The following is a 16,654-nucleotide window of genomic DNA, read 5'->3' on the forward strand; positions in this document are numbered from 1 at the left end:
TTGGGTCAGTCAGTATCAATATTGAATGATAAACCGCATTCGCGAGCAGGCTCGCTCCCACAGAGGTCTTTCATCATTGCGTCTGACGCACTTATAACCTGCCAATAAGTTGATTTTCGTCAGGCATCACGCTTTTTAGAATGCTTCGGTCTTTCCACGCCGGAGCTCGCAGTACATGACTTCCCTTACGGTCACGGCACCTGTCGCGGCGGCCAGCACGGCAGCCGCACCGCCGGTTTTCGGACCGCGGATCATCATCGGCCTGGTGGGCGTGCTACTGGCGGTGCTGGTGTCGGGCCTGAACGAGATGGTGACCAAGGTCGCGCTCGCCGACATCCGCGGTGCGTTGGCCATCGGCTACGACGAAGGCACCTGGCTGGTCGCCTGTTATACCGCGACGTCGGTGGCGGCCATGGCGTTTGCGCCGTGGTGTGCGGTGACGTTCTCGTTGCGGCGCTTCACCCTGTGCGCCATCAGCCTGTTCACCCTGTTGGGTGTGTTGTGCCCCTTCGCCCCGAATTACGAAAGCCTGCTGTTGCTGCGCACCTTGCAAGGCCTGGCGGGCGGCGCACTGCCCCCCATGTTGATGACCGTGGCCCTGCGGTTTCTGCCCGCCAACGTGAAGTTGTATGGCCTGGCCGGCTATGCCCTGACGGCGACGTTCGGTCCGGGCCTGGGCACGCCATTGGCCGGGCTGTGGACCGAATACGTCGGCTGGCAATGGACCTTCTGGCAAATCATCGCGCCGTGCCTGATTGCCATGGCCGCGGTAGCGTACGGCTTGCCCCAGGACCCGCTGCGCCTGGAGCGCTTCAAATCCTTCAACTGGCGCGGATTGCTGCTGGGCTTTCCCGCCATCTGCATGCTGGTGATCGGCATCCTGCAGGGCAACCGCCTGGACTGGTTCGAGTCGAACCTGATCTGCGGATTGCTCGGTGGCGGGCTGTTGCTGCTGGTGCTGTTTTTGACCGGCGAGTGGTCGCAGCCGATACCGTTTTTCAAGATGCAGATGCTCGGCATCCGTAACTTGTCTTTTGCCCTGTTGACCCTGGCGGGCGTGCTGGTGGTGTTGCAGGCGGTGATCATTATCCCGTCCAGCTACCTGGCGCAGGTCCAGGGTTATCGCCCGGTACAGACCGCTCCGATCATGCTGCTGGCGGCGCTGCCGCAATTGATTGCGCTGCCGTTGGTGGCGACGCTGTGCAACTTTCGCTGGGTTGATTGCCGCTGGGTATTGGGCATCGGCCTGAGCATGCTGGCGTTGTCGTGCGTCGGCGGCTCGCAACTGACGTCCGCGTGGATTCGCGACGATTTCTATGTGCTGCAATGGCTGCAGATTTTCGGTCAGCCCATGGCGGTACTGCCGCTGTTGATGCTGTCCACCGGCAGCATCAACCCGATGCAAGGGCCGTTCGCATCGGCCTGGTTCAACACCGTCAAAGGCCTGTCGGCGGTCATCGCCACCGGGGTGATCGAAGCGCTGACCACGGCCCGTCTGCATTTTCACTCGACCATGCTGGTCGATCGTCTCGGCAACTCGCCGCTGGCCGAGCGCGACAGCGCAAGTCTCGCTCACCGTTTGCATGAGCAAGCGCTGGTGCTCACGTCCTCTGATCTTTACCTGTGCATGGCCGGTATCGCCGTGACCTTGATCCTGCTGATTTTCTGGCTGCCGACGCGGATCTATCCGCCGCGCACACCGATCTGAATGCTCCACTGAAACAGAAGGTTTTTATGAACACCCAAGCAAAGCAGAAAGTCGCGGTGGCCGTGGCCGTCGCATTGGCCGTCGGTGGGGCGTTGTACCTGGCAATGCCCGGCCTGTTCGGCCAGCGTACCCAGCAAAACACCAACGATGCTTACGTCTCGGCGGATTTCACCCTGGTCGTGCCGCGGGTCGCCGGGTTTATCAAGCAGGTGCTGGTGGAGGACAACCAGCAGGTCAAGGCGGGGCAATTGCTGGCGCTGATCGATGACCGGGATTTGCGCGCCGCCGCCCAGGCCGCCGACGCCGAAACGCTGGTGGCCAGGGCGCAACTGCAAAACGCCCGGGCGACCCTGGAGCGCCAGGCCTCGGTGATTGCCCAGGCGCAATCTTCGGTGGTTTCGGCCAAGGCGGAAATGGCCTTTGCCGAGCATGAATTGAACCGCTACAAGCACCTCGCCGGGGTGGGCGCCGGCACGGTGCAAAATGCGCAACAGGCGCAAACACGCATCGACCAGGCTGGCGCACGTCTGGCTAACGCCACGGCAGTGCTGGCGGCGGAGCGCAAGCAGGTGGAGATCCTGACGGCCCAGCGCGATGCGGCAGAAGGCGGTCTGAAGCGGACGCAAGCGAAGCTGGAAATGGCCAGCTACGAGTTGTCCTATACGCGGATCGTGGCGCCACAGGACGGCATGGTCGGAGAACGCGCGGTGCGGGTCGGCGCCTACGTGACGCCGGGCAGCAAGATCCTCGCCGTGGTACCGCTGGCGCAGGCTTATGTGATGGCCAATTTCCAGGAAACGCAACTGACGGATGTGCAGCCGGGGCAGGCGGTGCAGGTGCGCGTCGACAGCCTGGGCGGTGCGGCACTCAACGGTCGTGTCGACAGCATCGCACCGGCCACCGGGGTGACGTTCGCTGCGATCAAGCCGGACAATGCCACTGGCAACTTCACCAAGGTGGTGCAGCGGATACCGGTGAAGATCGTGCTGGAGCCGGGACAACCGCTGGCCGAGCGTTTGCGGGTGGGGATGTCGGTGGAGGCTAGTATTGATACGGCCACCGCCAAGGCGAAAGAGGTTGTTCAGCGATGAGGATTTCCGTTGATCGCGCTGGCGCCTTCGCGAGCAGGCTCGCTCCCACATTCAAACGCATTCCCCTGTGGGAGCGAGCCTGCTCGCGAAGAGGCCTGTGGCAGCCACTCACCTTCAGTGCCTTGCTCGTCATGAGTCTCAGCGCCTGCACCGTCGGCCCGGACTTCCAGAAGCCTGATGCACAGCAAATCACCGAATGGGCAAAACCATCAAAGGCAGCCACCAGCCAGGCCATCGCCGAAACAATGGCCGAGCGCTGGTGGGAAGTGTTCCACGACCCGAAACTCTCGGCCTTGAGCCAGCGCGCCCTGACCGACAACCTCGACCTGAAGCTGGCCGGCAGCCGCTTGCAGCAAAGTCGTGCGGTGCGCCAGGTCATCACTGCCAACCGCTACCCCAACACGGCCGCCAGTGGCAGTTATGGGCGCAATCGCAACAGTGGTGAAGGTCTGAGCGATCCGTCGGGTCACAACGGCCAATCGGCTTTCAACCTGTGGAATGCCGGCTTTTCCGCTTCCTGGGAGCTGGACTTCTGGGGTCGCGTGCGTCGGGAAACCGAAGCGGCCGACGCCACTTTGGAGGTCGCCGAGAACGACCGGCGTGGTGTGCTGCTGTCGGTGCTGGCCGAAACCGCCCAGGACTACATTCAACTGCGCGGTGTGCAGAACACCCGGCTCGTCACCGAACAGAACCTCGACGTCGCCCGCCATAGCCTGAAGCTCTCGCAACTGCGCCTGGCCGACGGCGTCGCGACGGATCTGGATGTCGCCGAAGCCGCCGCGCAGGTGGCGGCCATCGAATCGCGTCTGCCCGCGCTGGAGCAGCGTCAGTGGCAACTGATCAATGCCTTGAGCCTGTTGATGGGCGAAGCGCCCCAGGCATTGGCGGCGGAGTTATCCACAGACGCCCCGGTGCCACAAACGCCGCGCCAGGTCGCCATTGGCTTGCCCTCGCAACTGGCTGAGCGTCGGCCGGACATTCGCCAGGCCGAAGCGCGACTGCATGCCGCCACGGCCAGCATTGGCGTGGCCAAGGGGGATTTCTATCCGCGCATCACCCTGTCGGGGAACATCGGCTCCCAGGCCCTGCAATTGAGCGATTTTGGCTCCTGGGGTTCGCGTTCGTTCGGGATCGGCCCGCAGTTCAGCTTGCCGCTGTTCGACGGTGGCCGTTTGCGTGGCGTGCTCCAACTGCGTGAAGCACAACAACAGGAAGCCGCTATCGCTTATCAGCAAACCGTGCTGCGCGCCTGGCATGAAATCGATGACCAACTGACCGCCTACAACGCCAGCCAGTTGCGCCGCGACAGCCTGGCCGAAGCCGTGCGTCAGAACCGCATTGCGCTGGACACCGCGCAACAGCAGTACGTTGAGGGCGTGGTGGATTTCGTCACCGTACTCACCGTGCAAGGGGCGTTGCTGGCCACGCAGGAGCAGTGGGTCGAGAGTTCGACCGGCGTGTCGCTGGCGGCCGTCGGGTTGTATAAGGCGTTGGGTGGGGGGTGGGAGTCGGTGTATCCGTTGGCCGAGACGGCGCAGCGCTGACGGTGCAGCCGCCGGCTATCGCTCCATCAGCGGGTCGGCATCGACGTTGCTCGGCTTGAAGGTCTAAAGTGATGCGCAAACAATCGGGCTCTTCACTCAACTTTACAAGGGGAGGCAATGGAGGCGCGCAGAGAAACGCCGATGGGCGACACTCAGGGACCGCACGCCAATCCTGGTTTCGCCAGGGGCGCGCAACCGCTGATCCGCTGGGCGCGGGAGCATTGGCTGGTGCCGATTCTGGTATTGGCCGCGCTGGTGCGATTCTACGATCTGACCGCTGCCGCGATTTGGGGCGACGAGGGCTCCAGCCTGCTGCTGGCCCGTTATTCATTACCTGACATCTGGGTGCACGCCGCCTACGACGTGCACCCGCCGCTGTACTTCATACTGCTGCACGGCTGGATCGCGATGTTTGGCGACGGCATATTGTCGATCCGCTGCCTCAGTGCTCTGCCTGGGATTGCCTCGGTCGGGCTCGGCGTGTGGCTGGTCGATCGGCTCGCCACCCGCCGAGCCGCAATATTGGCCGGCTTCCTGTTGGCCCTGCTGCCCACGGCGGTGCGCTACAGCCAGGAAGTGCGAATGTATTCGCTGTTGGGACTGTGGTTGCTGGGGGCAACCATTGCGCTGGTGTACTGGATCCGCAAGCCGCAGCGCCGGCGCTATTTGGTGATCTATGTCGTGCTGATGAGCGCGGCGTTTTACACCCATTACTTCACGGCCCTGTGCGTGCTCTGCCATTGGTTGTATCTGGGAATCATCCGCGTGCAGCCGGGGCATCGTCTGCGGCACATCCAGCGGGGTGACTGGTGGCTGGCCAATGTGGCTATCGTGGCATTGTATCTGCCTTGGCTGCCGGGGTTTGTCGACCTGCTTCGGCACCTGGATCAGCTCAGGGCCAATGGCGATGTTGGCTGGGAGTTGCCCGTCAGCCTGGACTCCTTACCGTCGATGGTCTGGTCGTTGCTGACTCAGGACGACGGCGAAAGCCTGCCAGTACTGCTTTTCATTGCCTTGCCTTTGGCCTTGCCGTTGCTGGCATGGGTGGCGCTGGCGCGTGACCGAAGCGTGTCCCGCGGCAGTGCGTTGCTCGCGGTCTACACCTTTGTCCCGATGCTGCTGGTGTTCGCGGTGTCGTTTTTTTCGCCGATATTCATCGAGCGATACCTCACCGCCTATGCGCTTGGCCTGCCGTTGTTGGCGGCATTGGCGATCGATCGCCTGTACAGCGGCTCCCGGGTACTGGCCCTGACGGTGCTGGTGCTGTTCGTCGGTGTGGAACTGGTGGGCCTGAAAAACAATGCGACGGTAGACGTCCATGATCAGGTCAATGTCCTGGTGGAAGACGTCAATCTGCATTTTCAGCCGGGCGACCGGATCGTCACCAGTGACATGCTCTGGTACTTGAGTTACGTCTACTACAACCGCACCAATACCCAGCCCCTGCTGTACACCCCGCCGCGGGCCGATGGCACTTCGAGCCAGCCGAACGACTATGGTTTCGGTACCTTGACGACGTCAGACGTATATTTGGACCACTTGAGCGATCTGCCCAAGGGCACGGGAAGAATCTGGCTGATCGGTACCGCCGACGTACCGGACGAGTTTGCACCGTTGCCGGCGCAATGGCATATCGCTCGTCAGATGAAAGCCGGTGGTGTTGCCGCGAGGTTGTACCTGTCCGGCAATGCCGGGCAATGAGTGACGACATCGCAACCTTCAGGGTTTCGACGACAAGTCAGCCATGCCCTTGAGCAACTCGATCGGCAACGGAAAGACGATGGTCGAGCTCTTGTCGCCGGCAATCGAACTCAGGGTCTGCATGTAGCGCAGTTGCATGGCCCCCGGTTGGCGGCCAAGCATTTCGGCGGCCTGCATGAGTTTTTCCGAGGCCTGCAACTCGCCTTCGGCGTGGATCACCTTGGCGCGCCGTTCCCGTTCGGCTTCGGCCTGCTTGGCGATGGCACGGATCATCGATTCGTTGAGATCCACGTGCTTGATCTCGACGTTGGCGACCTTGATGCCCCAGGCGTCGGTCTGGGCATCGAGCACTTGCTGGATGTCCAGGTTCAACCGTTCGCGTTCGGCCAGCAGCTCGTCCAGTTCGTGTTTACCCAGCACCGCCCGCAACGTGGTTTGCGCCAATTGGCTGGTGGCGGCCAGGAAATCTTCGACCTGGATGATGGCCTTCTGCGGATCGAGCACGCGGAAATACAGCACCGCGTTGACCTTGACCGACACGTTGTCGCGGGTGATCACGTCTTGCGGCGGCACGTCCAGCACCACGGTCCGCAAGTCGACCCTGACCATTTGCTGGACCACCGGAATCAGCAGGATCAAACCGGGGCCCTTGACCTGCCAGAAGCGTCCGAGCTGGAACACCACCCCGCGCTCGTACTCGCGCAGGATGCGGAACGTCGATCCCGCCAGTGCGATGAGCAACAGTAGCAGCGCGACAAGACCCAATTGCAAACCCATGACTATTCTCCGCCCGGCGCCGCGTCAGCCGCGGCCACTTGCAGCAGCAAGCCCTTGCGCCCCACCACCCGCACCCGTTGCCCGGGTTGCAGCGGCGTTGCGCTGAGTACCTGCCATTGTTCTCCTTGCAGATGAATCCAGCCGCCATAGGCGTTGCCGGCCTGCAATGACGTCACTGCCGTCACGCTGCCGAGCAACCCGGCATCACCGCTGACGGTGTGGCGCGGTCGGGTCTTCAGGGCGTGAATCACCAGGTAGATCAGTAGCAACGCGCTGACCACTGCCAGTCCGATCATCAACGGCACGGGCACTTCGGTGTTGGACAGGATCACCGCGCCGATCACGAACATCACGATGCCGCCCAGGCCGATCACGCCGTAATTGGGCAGGGCCGCCTCGGCAATCAGGAACGCGATGCCGAAGGTGATCAGCCAGATCCCCACGGGATTGGGCAGCAGCAATACAACCGTGTCGGCAGCGCAGGCCGATCCGCTCAACGCCAACAGCAACGCAACTGCACAGCAACGCGTGTTCACTTGACCCTCCGGGAGAGTCGTGGAGTGGCTCTGAGTACAGTTTAGTTGAGCCTCGGCCTGTATGAATTTTGCTCAATTGTCGTCGTCGGCCGATGGGCGGATTTCCCGCCGGATCACGCCGGCGGGCCTAGACTTTTACTACGCAAGCAACGCTTTAACCATCGTCTGCCAGCGATTACGGCGGACACCGAGGTGCATCATGCGTATGGCAAGAACCGTGCAGCGAAGCCTGGAAAAGGCTCAATGCGAATATGACATCGTCAGCCACCCCCACTCGGCCAGCAGCCTCGAAACGGCGCGGGTCGCCGGTATTCCTGCCGAACGGGTGGCCAAATCGGTGATTCTCGACGATCACCATGGGCACTACCTGATGGCCGTGCTGCCCGCCAGCCGTCACCTTGACCTGAGCAAGGTCCGCAGCAGCGGTGAGTGGCAGGTTTCCCGCGAAAGCAACCTGGCGCACCTGTTCGACGATTGCGAACGCGGTGCCGTACCGGCGCTGGGTGAGTCCTATGGATTGGAGGTGATCATCGACCCGTTGCTGACCCGGCAGAAAGATATCTATCTGGAGGCCGGCAACCACGTCAACCTGGTGCGCATGGACATGCCCGAGTTCCTGAAAATGGTGCCGCATGCGGAGGTGCGGGAGTTGAGTCATTGAGTTTTGTATCGTCAATGCTGACGTCTTCGCGGGCAAGCCCGCTCCCACAGGGTTTGGTGTCAATCACAAAACCTGTGGGAGCGGGCTTGCCCGCGATTGACCGCGCAGCGGTCCCCCTAAATTGGTCCCCAGGAGTTCAACATGGAAAGCCCGACCCACAACCTGCCATCCCTGTTCAAACAACTCGGCCTGCCGGACGACGCCGAAAGCATCGATAAATTCATCGCCACCCATTCACCGCTCAAACCGGAACTGCACCTTGCGGATGCATTTTTCTGGAGCCCGAGCCAGGCGGAGCTTCTGCGTGAGGAGATTCTCGATGACGCGGATTGGGCGGAGGTGGTGGATCAACTGGATGTGATGTTGAGGAAGGGGCGGGGGGTATAAATAACGGATAGGCGGCGGTTCACAGAGGTTGCTCTGATCATACTAATTGACCAAAATTAAGACCTTATTTGAGGTCTTAATTATGCAAAATGTTTTGGCCGATATGGCTGTCAGCGTGTCTGAACTAAAGAAAAACCCCTCTGCCGTTTTGAATGGTGCCCATGGAGGGCCTGTCGCGGTGCTCAATCACAATCGCGTCATGGGCTACATGGTTCCTGCCGATGTGTTCGAAGCCATGATGGAGCGCCTTGATGATTTGGAGTTGGCGGAACTCGTGCGTTCTCGTCGTCATGAAACGCCGATCCCGGTAACGCTGGATGACTTATAAGCTCGAATTTCTCCCGTCTGCACGCAAAGAATGGGACAAGCTGGGCACACCGTGCGTGAGTAATTCAAAAAGAAGCTGTCAGAGCGGCTTGAGGCGCCTCGAATCCAGTCTGATGCGCTGCATGGCATGCCTGACTGCTACAAGATCAAGCTGAGGTCATCGGGGTATCGACTCGTCTACGAGGTGATAGATGAGCGCATTGTTGTTTCTGTCGTTGCAGTAGGAAAGCGTGAACGCAGTGAGGTGTATGAGCGCGCCAGGAAACGTTGAGGGCTCTCGGCAGGTCGCTGTTACGTATTTGTTTCAAAACTTGACGGAAAATCCTCTCCAATGCAATATTGATAGTTAGCAAACTAACAGTGTGTGTTTTCCCTCGTGCCGAACAACCTCGACGTTCTCCAGATGAACATCAGCAGCGCCATGGTGGTGGCCGCCAGGCATTGGCGCAAAATCTGCCAGACCACGCTGGTCAACTATGGAATCTCCGAAGCCTGCGCCGTTCCGCTGTTGATGATCGGGCGCCTGGGTGAGGGCGTGCGCCAGGTGACGGTGGCGCAAGCCGCTGGGATGGAGAGTCCATCGCTGGTGCGCCTGCTGGATCAACTGTGCCATTCCGGATACGTCTGCCGGACCGAAGATACCCAGGATCGCCGCGCCAAATGCCTGAGCCTGACCGAAACCGGCCGGGAGCTGGTGCAGGCGGTCGAAGTGGAGTTGGTGCGCTTGCGCCAGGAAGTCCTTGAAGGCATTGACCAGGGTGATCTGGAAGCTACGCTGCGGGTACTGAGAGCTTTTGAAGCGGCCACGCCGCCATCGGTGGCCAACTCTTGAACGGATTTTTCGCAGGCATGCCCCCGGCGCGAGACTGGTTCTACGGGGTCCGCACCTTCGCCGCATCGATGATCGCGCTGTACATCGCCCTGCTCATGCAAATGCCGCGTCCGTACTGGGCGATGGCCACGGTGTACATCGTTTCCAGCCCGTTTCTCGGCCCTACCAGTTCCAAGGCGTTGTACCGGGCAGTCGGCACCTTTATCGGCGCTGCGGCGGCGGTTCTGTTCGTGCCGATGTTCGTGCAGAGTCCCTACGTGCTGGTGGTGGTGATTGCGCTGTGGACCGGCACGCTGCTGTTTCTGTCCCTGCATTTGCGCACCGCGAACAACTACGCCTTGATGCTCGCCGGTTACACCTTGCCGTTGATCGCCCTGCCGGTGGTGAACAACCCGCTAGGGGTGTGGGACGTGGCCGAGGCGCGGACCGAAGAAATCTTTCTGGGCATCGCGGTGGCCGCGGTGGTCGGTGCCATGTTCTGGCCGCGGCGCCTGGCACCGGTGTTCAATGATTCGGTGAGCAAATGGTTTACCGATGCGTCGACCTACAGCCTGCGTTTCCTCAGTCGCAACGTGCAGCCTGAAGAAGTCAGTGCGTTGCGCGCATCGATGGTCGCCACCTTCAACTCCCTGGAGTTGATGATCGGTCAGTTGCCCCACGAAGGTTCGCGTCCGCAGACGGTGCGCAACACCAAGGAGTTGCGTGGGCGGATGATTCACCTGCTGCCGGTAGTCGATGCCCTCGACGACGCGCTTTATGCCCTGGAACGACGTACGCCCGAGCTTGTGGACAAGTTCGCGCCGTTGCTGACGGCCACCACCGAATGGCTCGGGCACAAGGATGCCGACCTTGACCGCTGGCAAGTACTGAAGGATCAACTGGAAGCCCTGCAACCCGCCCCCGAAGCGCTGGATGACCGCAAGCAACTGCTGTTCTCCAATGCGATTTATCGTCTCGGCGAGTGGATCGATTTGTGGCAGGACTGCCGCAGTCTGCAATACGCCATCCAGTGCGAAAGCCAGGACAGCTGGCGCGCGGTGTATCGGCACTGGCGGCTGGGGCGGCTCTCCCCGTTTCTGGATCGCGGCCTGATGTTGTACTCCGCGGCGTCCACCGTCACCGCGATTATCGTGGCCTCGGTGTTGTGGATTCTGCTCGGCTGGACCGATGGCGGCAGCGCCGTGATCCTGGCGGCGGTGGCGTGTAGCTTCTTCGCCTCGATGGACGACCCGGCGCCGCAGATTTACCGGTTCTTTTTCTGGACGGCGATGTCGGTGGTGTTCGCCAGCCTTTATCTGTTTTTGGTGCTGCCCAACCTGCATGACTTTCCGATTCTGGTGCTGGCGTTTGCCGTGCCGTTCATTTGCGTCGGCACCCTGACGGTCAAGCCGCAGTTTTACCTGGGCATGCTGCTGACGCTGGTCAACACCTCGTCCTTCATCAGCATTCAGGGTGCCTACGACGCCGACTTCCTCAGTTTCGCCAACTCCAACCTGGCCGGTCCCATGGGGCTGCTGTTCGCGTTCATCTGGACCCTGATCGCCCGGCCGTTCGGGGCCGAGCTGGCAGCCAAGCGCCTGACCCGTTTCAGCTGGCGTGACATTGTTGGTCTCTCCGAGCCGGCCACGTTGTCCGAACATCGGCTGTTGGGCATAAAGATGCTCGATCGGCTGATGCAGCACCTGCCGCGCCTGGCCATGACCGGCCAGGACTCCGGCGTGGCACTGCGGGAAGTGCGGGTGGCGCTGAATCTGCTGGACCTGCTCGCTTATACGCCGCGTGTCATCGGTGTGCCGCAGGTGCTGCTGCGCCAGGTGGTGGCCGAGGTTGGCGAGTACTTCAAGGCCTGTCTCAAGGCCGGTGAGCGCTTGCAGGCACCAAGCCCGCTGCTGATGACCCTCGACCGCACGCGTCGCGCCCTCAGCGGTGCCGGCGATGACGAAACCCGTCGGCATCTGCTGCACGCCCTGAGCGGCCTGCGCCTGGCATTGTTGCCCGGCGTCGAATTCGTCGGCGCCGCCGAGCCCGAAGAACCGCTTCCCCATGGCATTGATGGAGCGCCTTTATGATCGGTGACCTGGATGTCAGCGGGGTGTTTCTGCCCACGCTGCTGGTGCTGATGGGCATTACGTATGTGTTGTACCTGTTGGTGCACGGGGTGCTGACGCGCCTGCACTTTTACCGTCTGGTCTGGCACCGGGCATTGTTCAACGTGGCCCTCTACGCCCTGCTGCTTGGCGCCGTGGACTCACTCAGTCGATACCTGATGACATGAAAAAACCCTTTCTAACCCTTGGTCGCGTGGTGTTGACCCTGCTGATCGTGAGCTTCGCCGTGGTCGTGGTCTGGCGCATGGTGATGTATTACATGTTCGCGCCCTGGACCCGCGATGGGCACATCCGTGCCGACATCGTGCAAATCGCGCCGGATGTCTCCGGACTGATCCAGCAAGTGGAGGTGCGCGACAACCAGTTGGTCAAGCGCGGCCAGGTGCTGTTCAGCATCGATCCGGACCGCTTCAAGCTGGCCCTGCGTCAAGCGAAAGCGGCTGTCGCCGACCGCGAAGAAACCCTGGCCCAGGCCCAGCGTGAGGCCAAGCGAAACAAAGGCCTCGGTAACCTGGTGCCGGGTGAGCAACTGGAAGAAAGCCAGTCGAAAGTGGCCCGCGCCCAGGTGGCCCTGATGGAGGCCCAGGTGGCGGTGGACAGCGCGCAGCTCAACCTCGACCGCTCGGTGATCCGCAGCCCGGTGGACGGCTACGTCAACGACCGTGCGCCACGGGCCCAGGAGTTCGTGAGCGCCGGGCGTCCGGTGTTGTCGGTGGTCGACAGCAACTCGTTCCACATCGACGGCTATTTCGAAGAAACCAAACTGAACGGCATCCATATCGGCCAGAGCGTCGACATCCGGGTGATCGGCGACAATGCGCGCTTGCGCGGGCACGTAGAAAGCATCGTTGCCGGCATCGAAGACCGTGACCGCACCAGCGGCAACAACCTGCTGCCCAACGTCAACCCGGCCTTCAGTTGGGTGCGCCTGGCCCAACGGATTCCGGTGCGCATCGCCTTCGATGACGTGCCGGAAGATTTCCGCATGATCGCCGGGCGCACCGCCACTGTATCGATCATCGACGATCAGCAACGGGAGCCGACGCAATGAGCAAGGCCTCGGGTTTGGCGGTCGCCGGTTTAGGTTTGCTGCTGTCGGCGTGCCAGATGGTCGGGCCGGATTATCATTTGCCCGAAGAGGCGGCTGTCCATCGTCCAGACTTCCAGGGCGATCTGGCGGTCGACGGCAAAACGGTGGTGTCCGCACCGGTGCCGGCCGATTGGTGGCGCCTGTACAAGGACCCGCGACTCGACCAGCTGGTACAGCAGGCCATGGCCTCCAACACCGATTTGCGCGTGGCGGCAGCCAGTCTGTTGCGGTCTCGCGCTCAGGTGGATGAGGCCGAAGCGGCAGGCGGCTGGAGCGGCGGCGTGCAGATGGGGGCCCAGCGCTTGCAGGAGTCCGGCCAGGCGTTCCTGATACCGGAAAAAGTGCCGGTGGCCAACATTGGCGACATCGGCATCAGCGCGTCCTACCAGTTCGACCTGTTCGGTACCTTGCAACGCGGTATCGAAGCGGCCAAGGCCAATGCCGATGCGACGCAGGCCGCCGCCGATACGGCACGCATCACCGTGGTGGCCGACGTGGTACGGGCCTACACCCAGGTGTGCGCGGCCAATGAAGAGCGGGAAATCGCCCAGCACTCCCTCGACCTGCAAGCGCAAAGCACCACACTGATCCAGCGCCTGCGCGATGCCGGGCGTGGCGATGAAACCCAGGTCACCCGCTCGCAAACCCAATTCAAATCCCTGCGCGCCGACATGCCGCGTTATGAGGCCTCACGTCAGGCCGGGCTGTATCGCCTGTCGATGTTGCTGGCCAAGCCGGTGGACCAACTGCCGGCCGGCACCGCCACCTGCGACGAGCTGCCGAAAATCGCGCAATTGGTCCCGGTGGGCGATGGCGCCGCGTTGCTCAAGCGTCGCCCCGATGTGCGGCAGGCCGAGCGGCGGCTGGCGGCCGCGACGGCCGGTATTGGTGTCGCCACGGGTGAGCTGTACCCGAACATCAGCATCGGCGCGACCATCGGTACCGTCGGCATCCTCGACGATCTCGGCGACCCGTCGACCAACCGCTGGGGCTTCGGCCCGTCGCTGACCTGGAAGGTGCCGACCAACGGCGCCCGGGCGCGCATCCGCGAAGCCGAAGCGGTGACCCAGGCGACGCTGGCGCATTTCGATGGGGTGGTGCTCAACGCGATTCGTGAAACCCAGACCAGCCTTGCCCAATACACGGCCTTGCTGCAACGCCGTGACGCCCTGGCCGATGCCGAGCAATCGGCCAAACTGGCGGCAGAACAGACCCATCGCTTCTTCCAGGCCGGCCGCGAATCGTTTCTGGCGGACCTGCAAGCGACCCGCACCTACACGGATGTCACGGCGCAATTGGCCGCTGCCAACACCCAGGTGGCCGCCAGCCAGATCGATTTGTTCCTGGCGTTGGGCGGCGGCTGGGAAAGCGGACGAACGCAAGCGTCGAACTCCGGCAAACCCTGAGGCCGTTGCTATGCTTTGAAGTGTTGGAAGGGCGCCTCGTGCAAAGCGCCCTTTCTTCGCACAAGGCTCGCGCAGGTCAGGGGGAAACCAACAATGAAAAACCCTTATGCTCTCGGCTTCTGGTGCGCCGTCGTGGCGTTGGTGCTGCTGTCGGCCACCTATTTCTACGGCGTCATGCTGGCCCACCAGATCGACAAGGCTCTGGCGTTCCTCGACAGTGCCGTCGCGCTGATAGCCGTGATGTCCGTTGCGGTGGTGGCCTGGGCGTCGGTCCAGAATCAGCGCATCAAAAAAAGACAACTCGAACAAGGCAAGACCCTGGTCCTGATCTGGGATACCAAGGTGGCGTTGCGTCGTGTCGAAACGGTGTTCGACCGTTATTTCTGGGGCAGTTACTGGCAACCGGGGCGCACGTTTCAGGAAGTCATGGGCGAATTGACCGGCACGCCGCTGGAAAAAAGCCTCGATACCCTGAAAAAACAGTGCCTGGCGCTCGACCGGCAAGTGGCGGACGACGGTCGGCACTGGCTCAGCAATGCCCGGGAGCTGGCGGATGTCGCAACGGCCATGGCCCGCGAACGTTATCAACTGGATGTCTGCGACCCGCGCGCGGAAGTGACGGGCGGAGCGGTGATCAACCGCGACTTCGAAGTGCTGGTGTACACCTGGACGGCGCGGCTCAAGAGCTTTGATCATCAACTCGATGAGATCGAAGTCCAGTATTCCTGATTCTGTGTTGGCTGTTATACCGCCTTCGCGAGCAGGCTCGCGAAGGCGATCGAACAGCTGCCCCCCCACGACACTCCTTCACCTTTAATCATTGGGCCGTTCGTCGCGCCTGATGCTAATCTGCATTCCACTTTCAGCGCAGTCGAGCCGCAACCCGTCATGGGTTCAGGGAAGACGACCACACTTTCAACAACGGACATTGAACGGGTCATACATGAACAAATCAGCAGGCGTGCTACTGGGAATTGTTGTCGCAATCGGTGCCATCAGCGCAGGCGGAGCCTGGTTCACCGGCACCAAGCTTGAAGGTGTACTCAATAGCTCGATTGCCGATGCCAACAAGGAGCTGCAAGCGGCCATGGTCGGTTCCAACGGCACCGCGTCGCTGGAACTGATATCGCTGGAGCGTCATGTATTCAGCAGCACCGCGCACTATCGCCTCAAGGGCGAAGGTGAAATGTTCGGCGAAGCACCGGTCGAGCTGCTGTTTGTCGATCACATCGAACACGGCCCGTTGCCGTTCTCGCGGTTGATGTCGCTGAAGTGGCTGCCGGTCCTGGCGACCAGTCACTACGAACTGGAAAAGACCCCGCTCACCGAGAAGTGGTTTGCCGCCGCCAAGGACAAATCCCCACTGACCGGCGTGGTCAACATCGGTTATGACAACGCCACCAACGGCACCTTCGAGTTGCAGCCGCTGGAAATGGCGCTGGATGACAAGTCGAGCATGAAATTCTCCGGCCTGAGCATGGACGTCGACGCCAGCGCCAAGGCGCAGAAGGTCAAGGCCAGCGGCTACATGGACAGCCTGAAAGTGACCACCGTTTCTGAAGACCAGGCACCGGTGCAGGTTGAGTTGAACGGCCTGACCCTGGCCAGTAACCTGACCAAAAGTACCTACGGTTTCTATATCGGCGAGAACGTCCTTGAACTGGCCAGCGGCAAATCGACTTTTGGCGTCAAGCAGTCGGTGCTGGACTTCAAGAAATTCGAGATGAAGAACCTGACGGAAGAAAAGGGCAGCAACGCTTCAGGGCGTGCCGATTACAAAGTTGGCGAAGTGTCCCTGAACGGCAAGGCCATCGGTTCCGGTGCTCTGGCCATGAGCGTGAAGAACCTCGACATTCCGGCCACGATGTCGTTGATGCAGGTCTACCAGAGCAAACTGCAGCCATATGAGCGTGCGGCGGCCGAAGCGACGGCAGCGGGCCTGCCGGCACCGGAACTGAAACTGACCGAAGCCGAAGAGGCATTGCTCAAATCCAGCCTGGAAAAACTGCTGGCGGCCGGGCCGCAAGTGGCTCTGGAAAACCTGTCGTTCAACACCGCCAACGGCGAGAGCCGTGCCAACATGGTGCTCGACCTGACCAAGCCACAAGCCATCGACCTGCCGACCGATCAGTTGGTCAGGCAGCTGATCGCACTGCTGGACTTCAAACTGCAAGTGTCCAAACCCATGCTGGTCGATGTGCTCACCGTGCAGTCGCAAATCGACGGTCAGACCGACGCCAAGCTGATTGCCGATCAGGCCACCGCCACCGCAGACATGTTCAGCAGCATGGCGGTCGGCAGCCAACTGGCAAAACTGGACGGCAACAACATCGTCACCACCTTGCGTTACGCCAATAATCAGGTGGACTTCAACGGCCAGAAAATGACCGTCGAAGAGTTTGCCGGTTTTGTCATGAGCAAGTTTGCGGAAACTGGCGCCACCGAATAACGGCGGCCGTTTACCCGGAAACGCCCGGCCTATGCAT

At 61.5% G+C, this 16,654-nt stretch carries 16 protein-coding genes and 1 pseudogene; 15 read left to right on the forward strand and 2 right to left on the reverse strand.

From position 1 onward, the window contains the following. Positions 1 to 175: 175 nt before the first annotated feature. The 4 genes from CD175_RS30650 to CD175_RS30665 all read left to right on the forward strand — a co-directional run bounded on the left by CD175_RS30650 (position 176) and on the right by CD175_RS30665 (position 6,044). Positions 176 to 1,708, forward strand: a complete 1,533-nt coding sequence (locus tag CD175_RS30650; protein ID WP_104451595.1) for an MFS transporter — start codon at positions 176 to 178, stop codon at positions 1,706 to 1,708. Between the two features lie 26 nt (positions 1,709 to 1,734). Then, the gene (locus tag CD175_RS30655; RefSeq protein ID WP_104451596.1) at positions 1,735 to 2,799 is read left to right on the forward strand and encodes an HlyD family secretion protein; all 1,065 of its coding nucleotides are present in this window, start codon (positions 1,735 to 1,737) and stop codon (positions 2,797 to 2,799) included. Next, complete coding sequence (locus CD175_RS30660) at positions 2,796 to 4,343, forward strand: efflux transporter outer membrane subunit (protein WP_104451597.1); 1,548 nt, start codon at positions 2,796 to 2,798, stop codon at positions 4,341 to 4,343. Before CD175_RS30655 ends, CD175_RS30660 begins: the two co-directional genes overlap by 4 nt. 117 nt (positions 4,344 to 4,460) lie before the next feature. After that, positions 4,461 to 6,044 (forward strand): glycosyltransferase family 39 protein, encoded by a 1,584-nt coding sequence (locus tag CD175_RS30665; RefSeq protein ID WP_104451598.1) that lies wholly within the window; start codon positions 4,461 to 4,463, stop codon positions 6,042 to 6,044. Between the two features lie 18 nt (positions 6,045 to 6,062). Here CD175_RS30665 and CD175_RS30670 read toward each other — a convergent pair whose 3' ends face one another. Both CD175_RS30670 and CD175_RS30675 read right to left on the reverse strand, forming a co-directional pair. After that, positions 6,063 to 6,821 (reverse strand): slipin family protein, encoded by a 759-nt coding sequence (locus CD175_RS30670; protein ID WP_103396787.1) that lies wholly within the window; start codon positions 6,819 to 6,821, stop codon positions 6,063 to 6,065. Between the two features lie 2 nt (positions 6,822 to 6,823). Further along, a complete protein-coding gene (locus tag CD175_RS30675) occupies positions 6,824 to 7,357 on the reverse strand; it encodes an NfeD family protein (RefSeq protein ID WP_104451599.1) in 534 nt (177 codons plus the stop codon). A gap of 199 nt (positions 7,358 to 7,556) precedes the next feature. On the opposite strand from CD175_RS30675, the gene CD175_RS30680 reads away from it, so the two are divergent. From CD175_RS30680 to CD175_RS30730, 11 genes and pseudogenes are all read left to right on the forward strand, one after another. Next, a complete protein-coding gene (locus CD175_RS30680) occupies positions 7,557 to 8,018 on the forward strand; it encodes an aminoacyl-tRNA deacylase (protein ID WP_104451600.1) in 462 nt (153 codons plus the stop codon). Positions 8,019 to 8,159: 141 nt separating this feature from the next. Then, complete coding sequence (locus CD175_RS30685; RefSeq protein ID WP_015092958.1) at positions 8,160 to 8,405, forward strand: DUF2789 domain-containing protein; 246 nt, start codon at positions 8,160 to 8,162, stop codon at positions 8,403 to 8,405. 82 nt (positions 8,406 to 8,487) lie between these two features. Then, positions 8,488 to 8,733, forward strand: coding sequence for a type II toxin-antitoxin system prevent-host-death family antitoxin (locus CD175_RS30690; RefSeq protein ID WP_007975643.1), 246 nt, complete (start codon positions 8,488 to 8,490; stop codon positions 8,731 to 8,733). Next, a pseudogene (locus CD175_RS30695) lies at positions 8,723 to 9,003 on the forward strand (type II toxin-antitoxin system RelE family toxin). Before CD175_RS30690 ends, CD175_RS30695 begins: the two are co-directional and overlap by 11 nt. 132 nt (positions 9,004 to 9,135) lie before the next feature. Beyond that, positions 9,136 to 9,564 (forward strand): MarR family winged helix-turn-helix transcriptional regulator, encoded by a 429-nt coding sequence (locus CD175_RS30700; protein WP_205886365.1) that lies wholly within the window; start codon positions 9,136 to 9,138, stop codon positions 9,562 to 9,564. Then, positions 9,561 to 11,633 (forward strand): FUSC family protein, encoded by a 2,073-nt coding sequence (locus CD175_RS30705; protein ID WP_104451601.1) that lies wholly within the window; start codon positions 9,561 to 9,563, stop codon positions 11,631 to 11,633. Before CD175_RS30700 ends, CD175_RS30705 begins: the two co-directional genes overlap by 4 nt. Beyond that, positions 11,630 to 11,839 (forward strand): DUF1656 domain-containing protein, encoded by a 210-nt coding sequence (locus CD175_RS30710; RefSeq protein WP_007975639.1) that lies wholly within the window; start codon positions 11,630 to 11,632, stop codon positions 11,837 to 11,839. Before CD175_RS30705 ends, CD175_RS30710 begins: the two co-directional genes overlap by 4 nt. After that, positions 11,836 to 12,723 (forward strand): efflux RND transporter periplasmic adaptor subunit, encoded by an 888-nt coding sequence (locus tag CD175_RS30715; protein WP_104451602.1) that lies wholly within the window; start codon positions 11,836 to 11,838, stop codon positions 12,721 to 12,723. Before CD175_RS30710 ends, CD175_RS30715 begins: the two co-directional genes overlap by 4 nt. Beyond that, entirely contained in the window at positions 12,720 to 14,168 is a 1,449-nt protein-coding gene (locus tag CD175_RS30720) for an efflux transporter outer membrane subunit (protein WP_104451603.1), read from the forward strand. The genes CD175_RS30715 and CD175_RS30720 overlap by 4 nt, the downstream gene beginning before the upstream one ends. Before the next feature lie 93 nt (positions 14,169 to 14,261). Further along, positions 14,262 to 14,897, forward strand: coding sequence for an NADH:ubiquinone oxidoreductase subunit N (locus CD175_RS30725; RefSeq protein ID WP_104451604.1), 636 nt, complete (start codon positions 14,262 to 14,264; stop codon positions 14,895 to 14,897). Positions 14,898 to 15,111: 214 nt separating this feature from the next. Next, a complete protein-coding gene (locus tag CD175_RS30730; protein ID WP_104451605.1) occupies positions 15,112 to 16,617 on the forward strand; it encodes a YdgA family protein in 1,506 nt (501 codons plus the stop codon). Positions 16,618 to 16,654 lie beyond the last annotated feature (37 nt).

Source organism: Pseudomonas laurylsulfatiphila, assembly GCF_002934665.1.
Classification (GTDB): Bacteria; Pseudomonadota; Gammaproteobacteria; order Pseudomonadales; family Pseudomonadaceae; genus Aquipseudomonas; species Aquipseudomonas laurylsulfatiphila.

Excerpts from the sequence above, each read along its gene's own strand:
- CD175_RS30710 (WP_007975639.1), top strand. The coding sequence starts at position 11,630 with ATGATCGGTGACCTGGATGTCAGCGGGGTGTTTCTGCCCACGCTGCTG.
- CD175_RS30660 (WP_104451597.1), top strand. The coding sequence starts at position 2,796 with ATGAGGATTTCCGTTGATCGCGCTGGCGCCTTCGCGAGCAGGCTCGCT.
- CD175_RS30655 (WP_104451596.1), top strand. The coding sequence starts at position 1,735 with ATGAACACCCAAGCAAAGCAGAAAGTCGCGGTGGCCGTGGCCGTCGCA.
- CD175_RS30670 (WP_103396787.1), bottom strand. The coding sequence starts at position 6,821 with ATGGGTTTGCAATTGGGTCTTGTCGCGCTGCTACTGTTGCTCATCGCA.
- CD175_RS30720 (WP_104451603.1), top strand. The coding sequence starts at position 12,720 with ATGAGCAAGGCCTCGGGTTTGGCGGTCGCCGGTTTAGGTTTGCTGCTG.
- CD175_RS30680 (WP_104451600.1), top strand. The coding sequence starts at position 7,557 with ATGCGTATGGCAAGAACCGTGCAGCGAAGCCTGGAAAAGGCTCAATGC.
- CD175_RS30730 (WP_104451605.1), top strand. The coding sequence starts at position 15,112 with ATGAACAAATCAGCAGGCGTGCTACTGGGAATTGTTGTCGCAATCGGT.
- CD175_RS30650 (WP_104451595.1), top strand. The coding sequence starts at position 176 with ATGACTTCCCTTACGGTCACGGCACCTGTCGCGGCGGCCAGCACGGCA.
- CD175_RS30665 (WP_104451598.1), top strand. The coding sequence starts at position 4,461 with ATGGAGGCGCGCAGAGAAACGCCGATGGGCGACACTCAGGGACCGCAC.
- CD175_RS30690 (WP_007975643.1), top strand. The coding sequence starts at position 8,488 with ATGCAAAATGTTTTGGCCGATATGGCTGTCAGCGTGTCTGAACTAAAG.
- CD175_RS30715 (WP_104451602.1), top strand. The coding sequence starts at position 11,836 with ATGAAAAAACCCTTTCTAACCCTTGGTCGCGTGGTGTTGACCCTGCTG.
- CD175_RS30700 (WP_205886365.1), top strand. The coding sequence starts at position 9,136 with ATGAACATCAGCAGCGCCATGGTGGTGGCCGCCAGGCATTGGCGCAAA.
- CD175_RS30725 (WP_104451604.1), top strand. The coding sequence starts at position 14,262 with ATGAAAAACCCTTATGCTCTCGGCTTCTGGTGCGCCGTCGTGGCGTTG.
- CD175_RS30685 (WP_015092958.1), top strand. The coding sequence starts at position 8,160 with ATGGAAAGCCCGACCCACAACCTGCCATCCCTGTTCAAACAACTCGGC.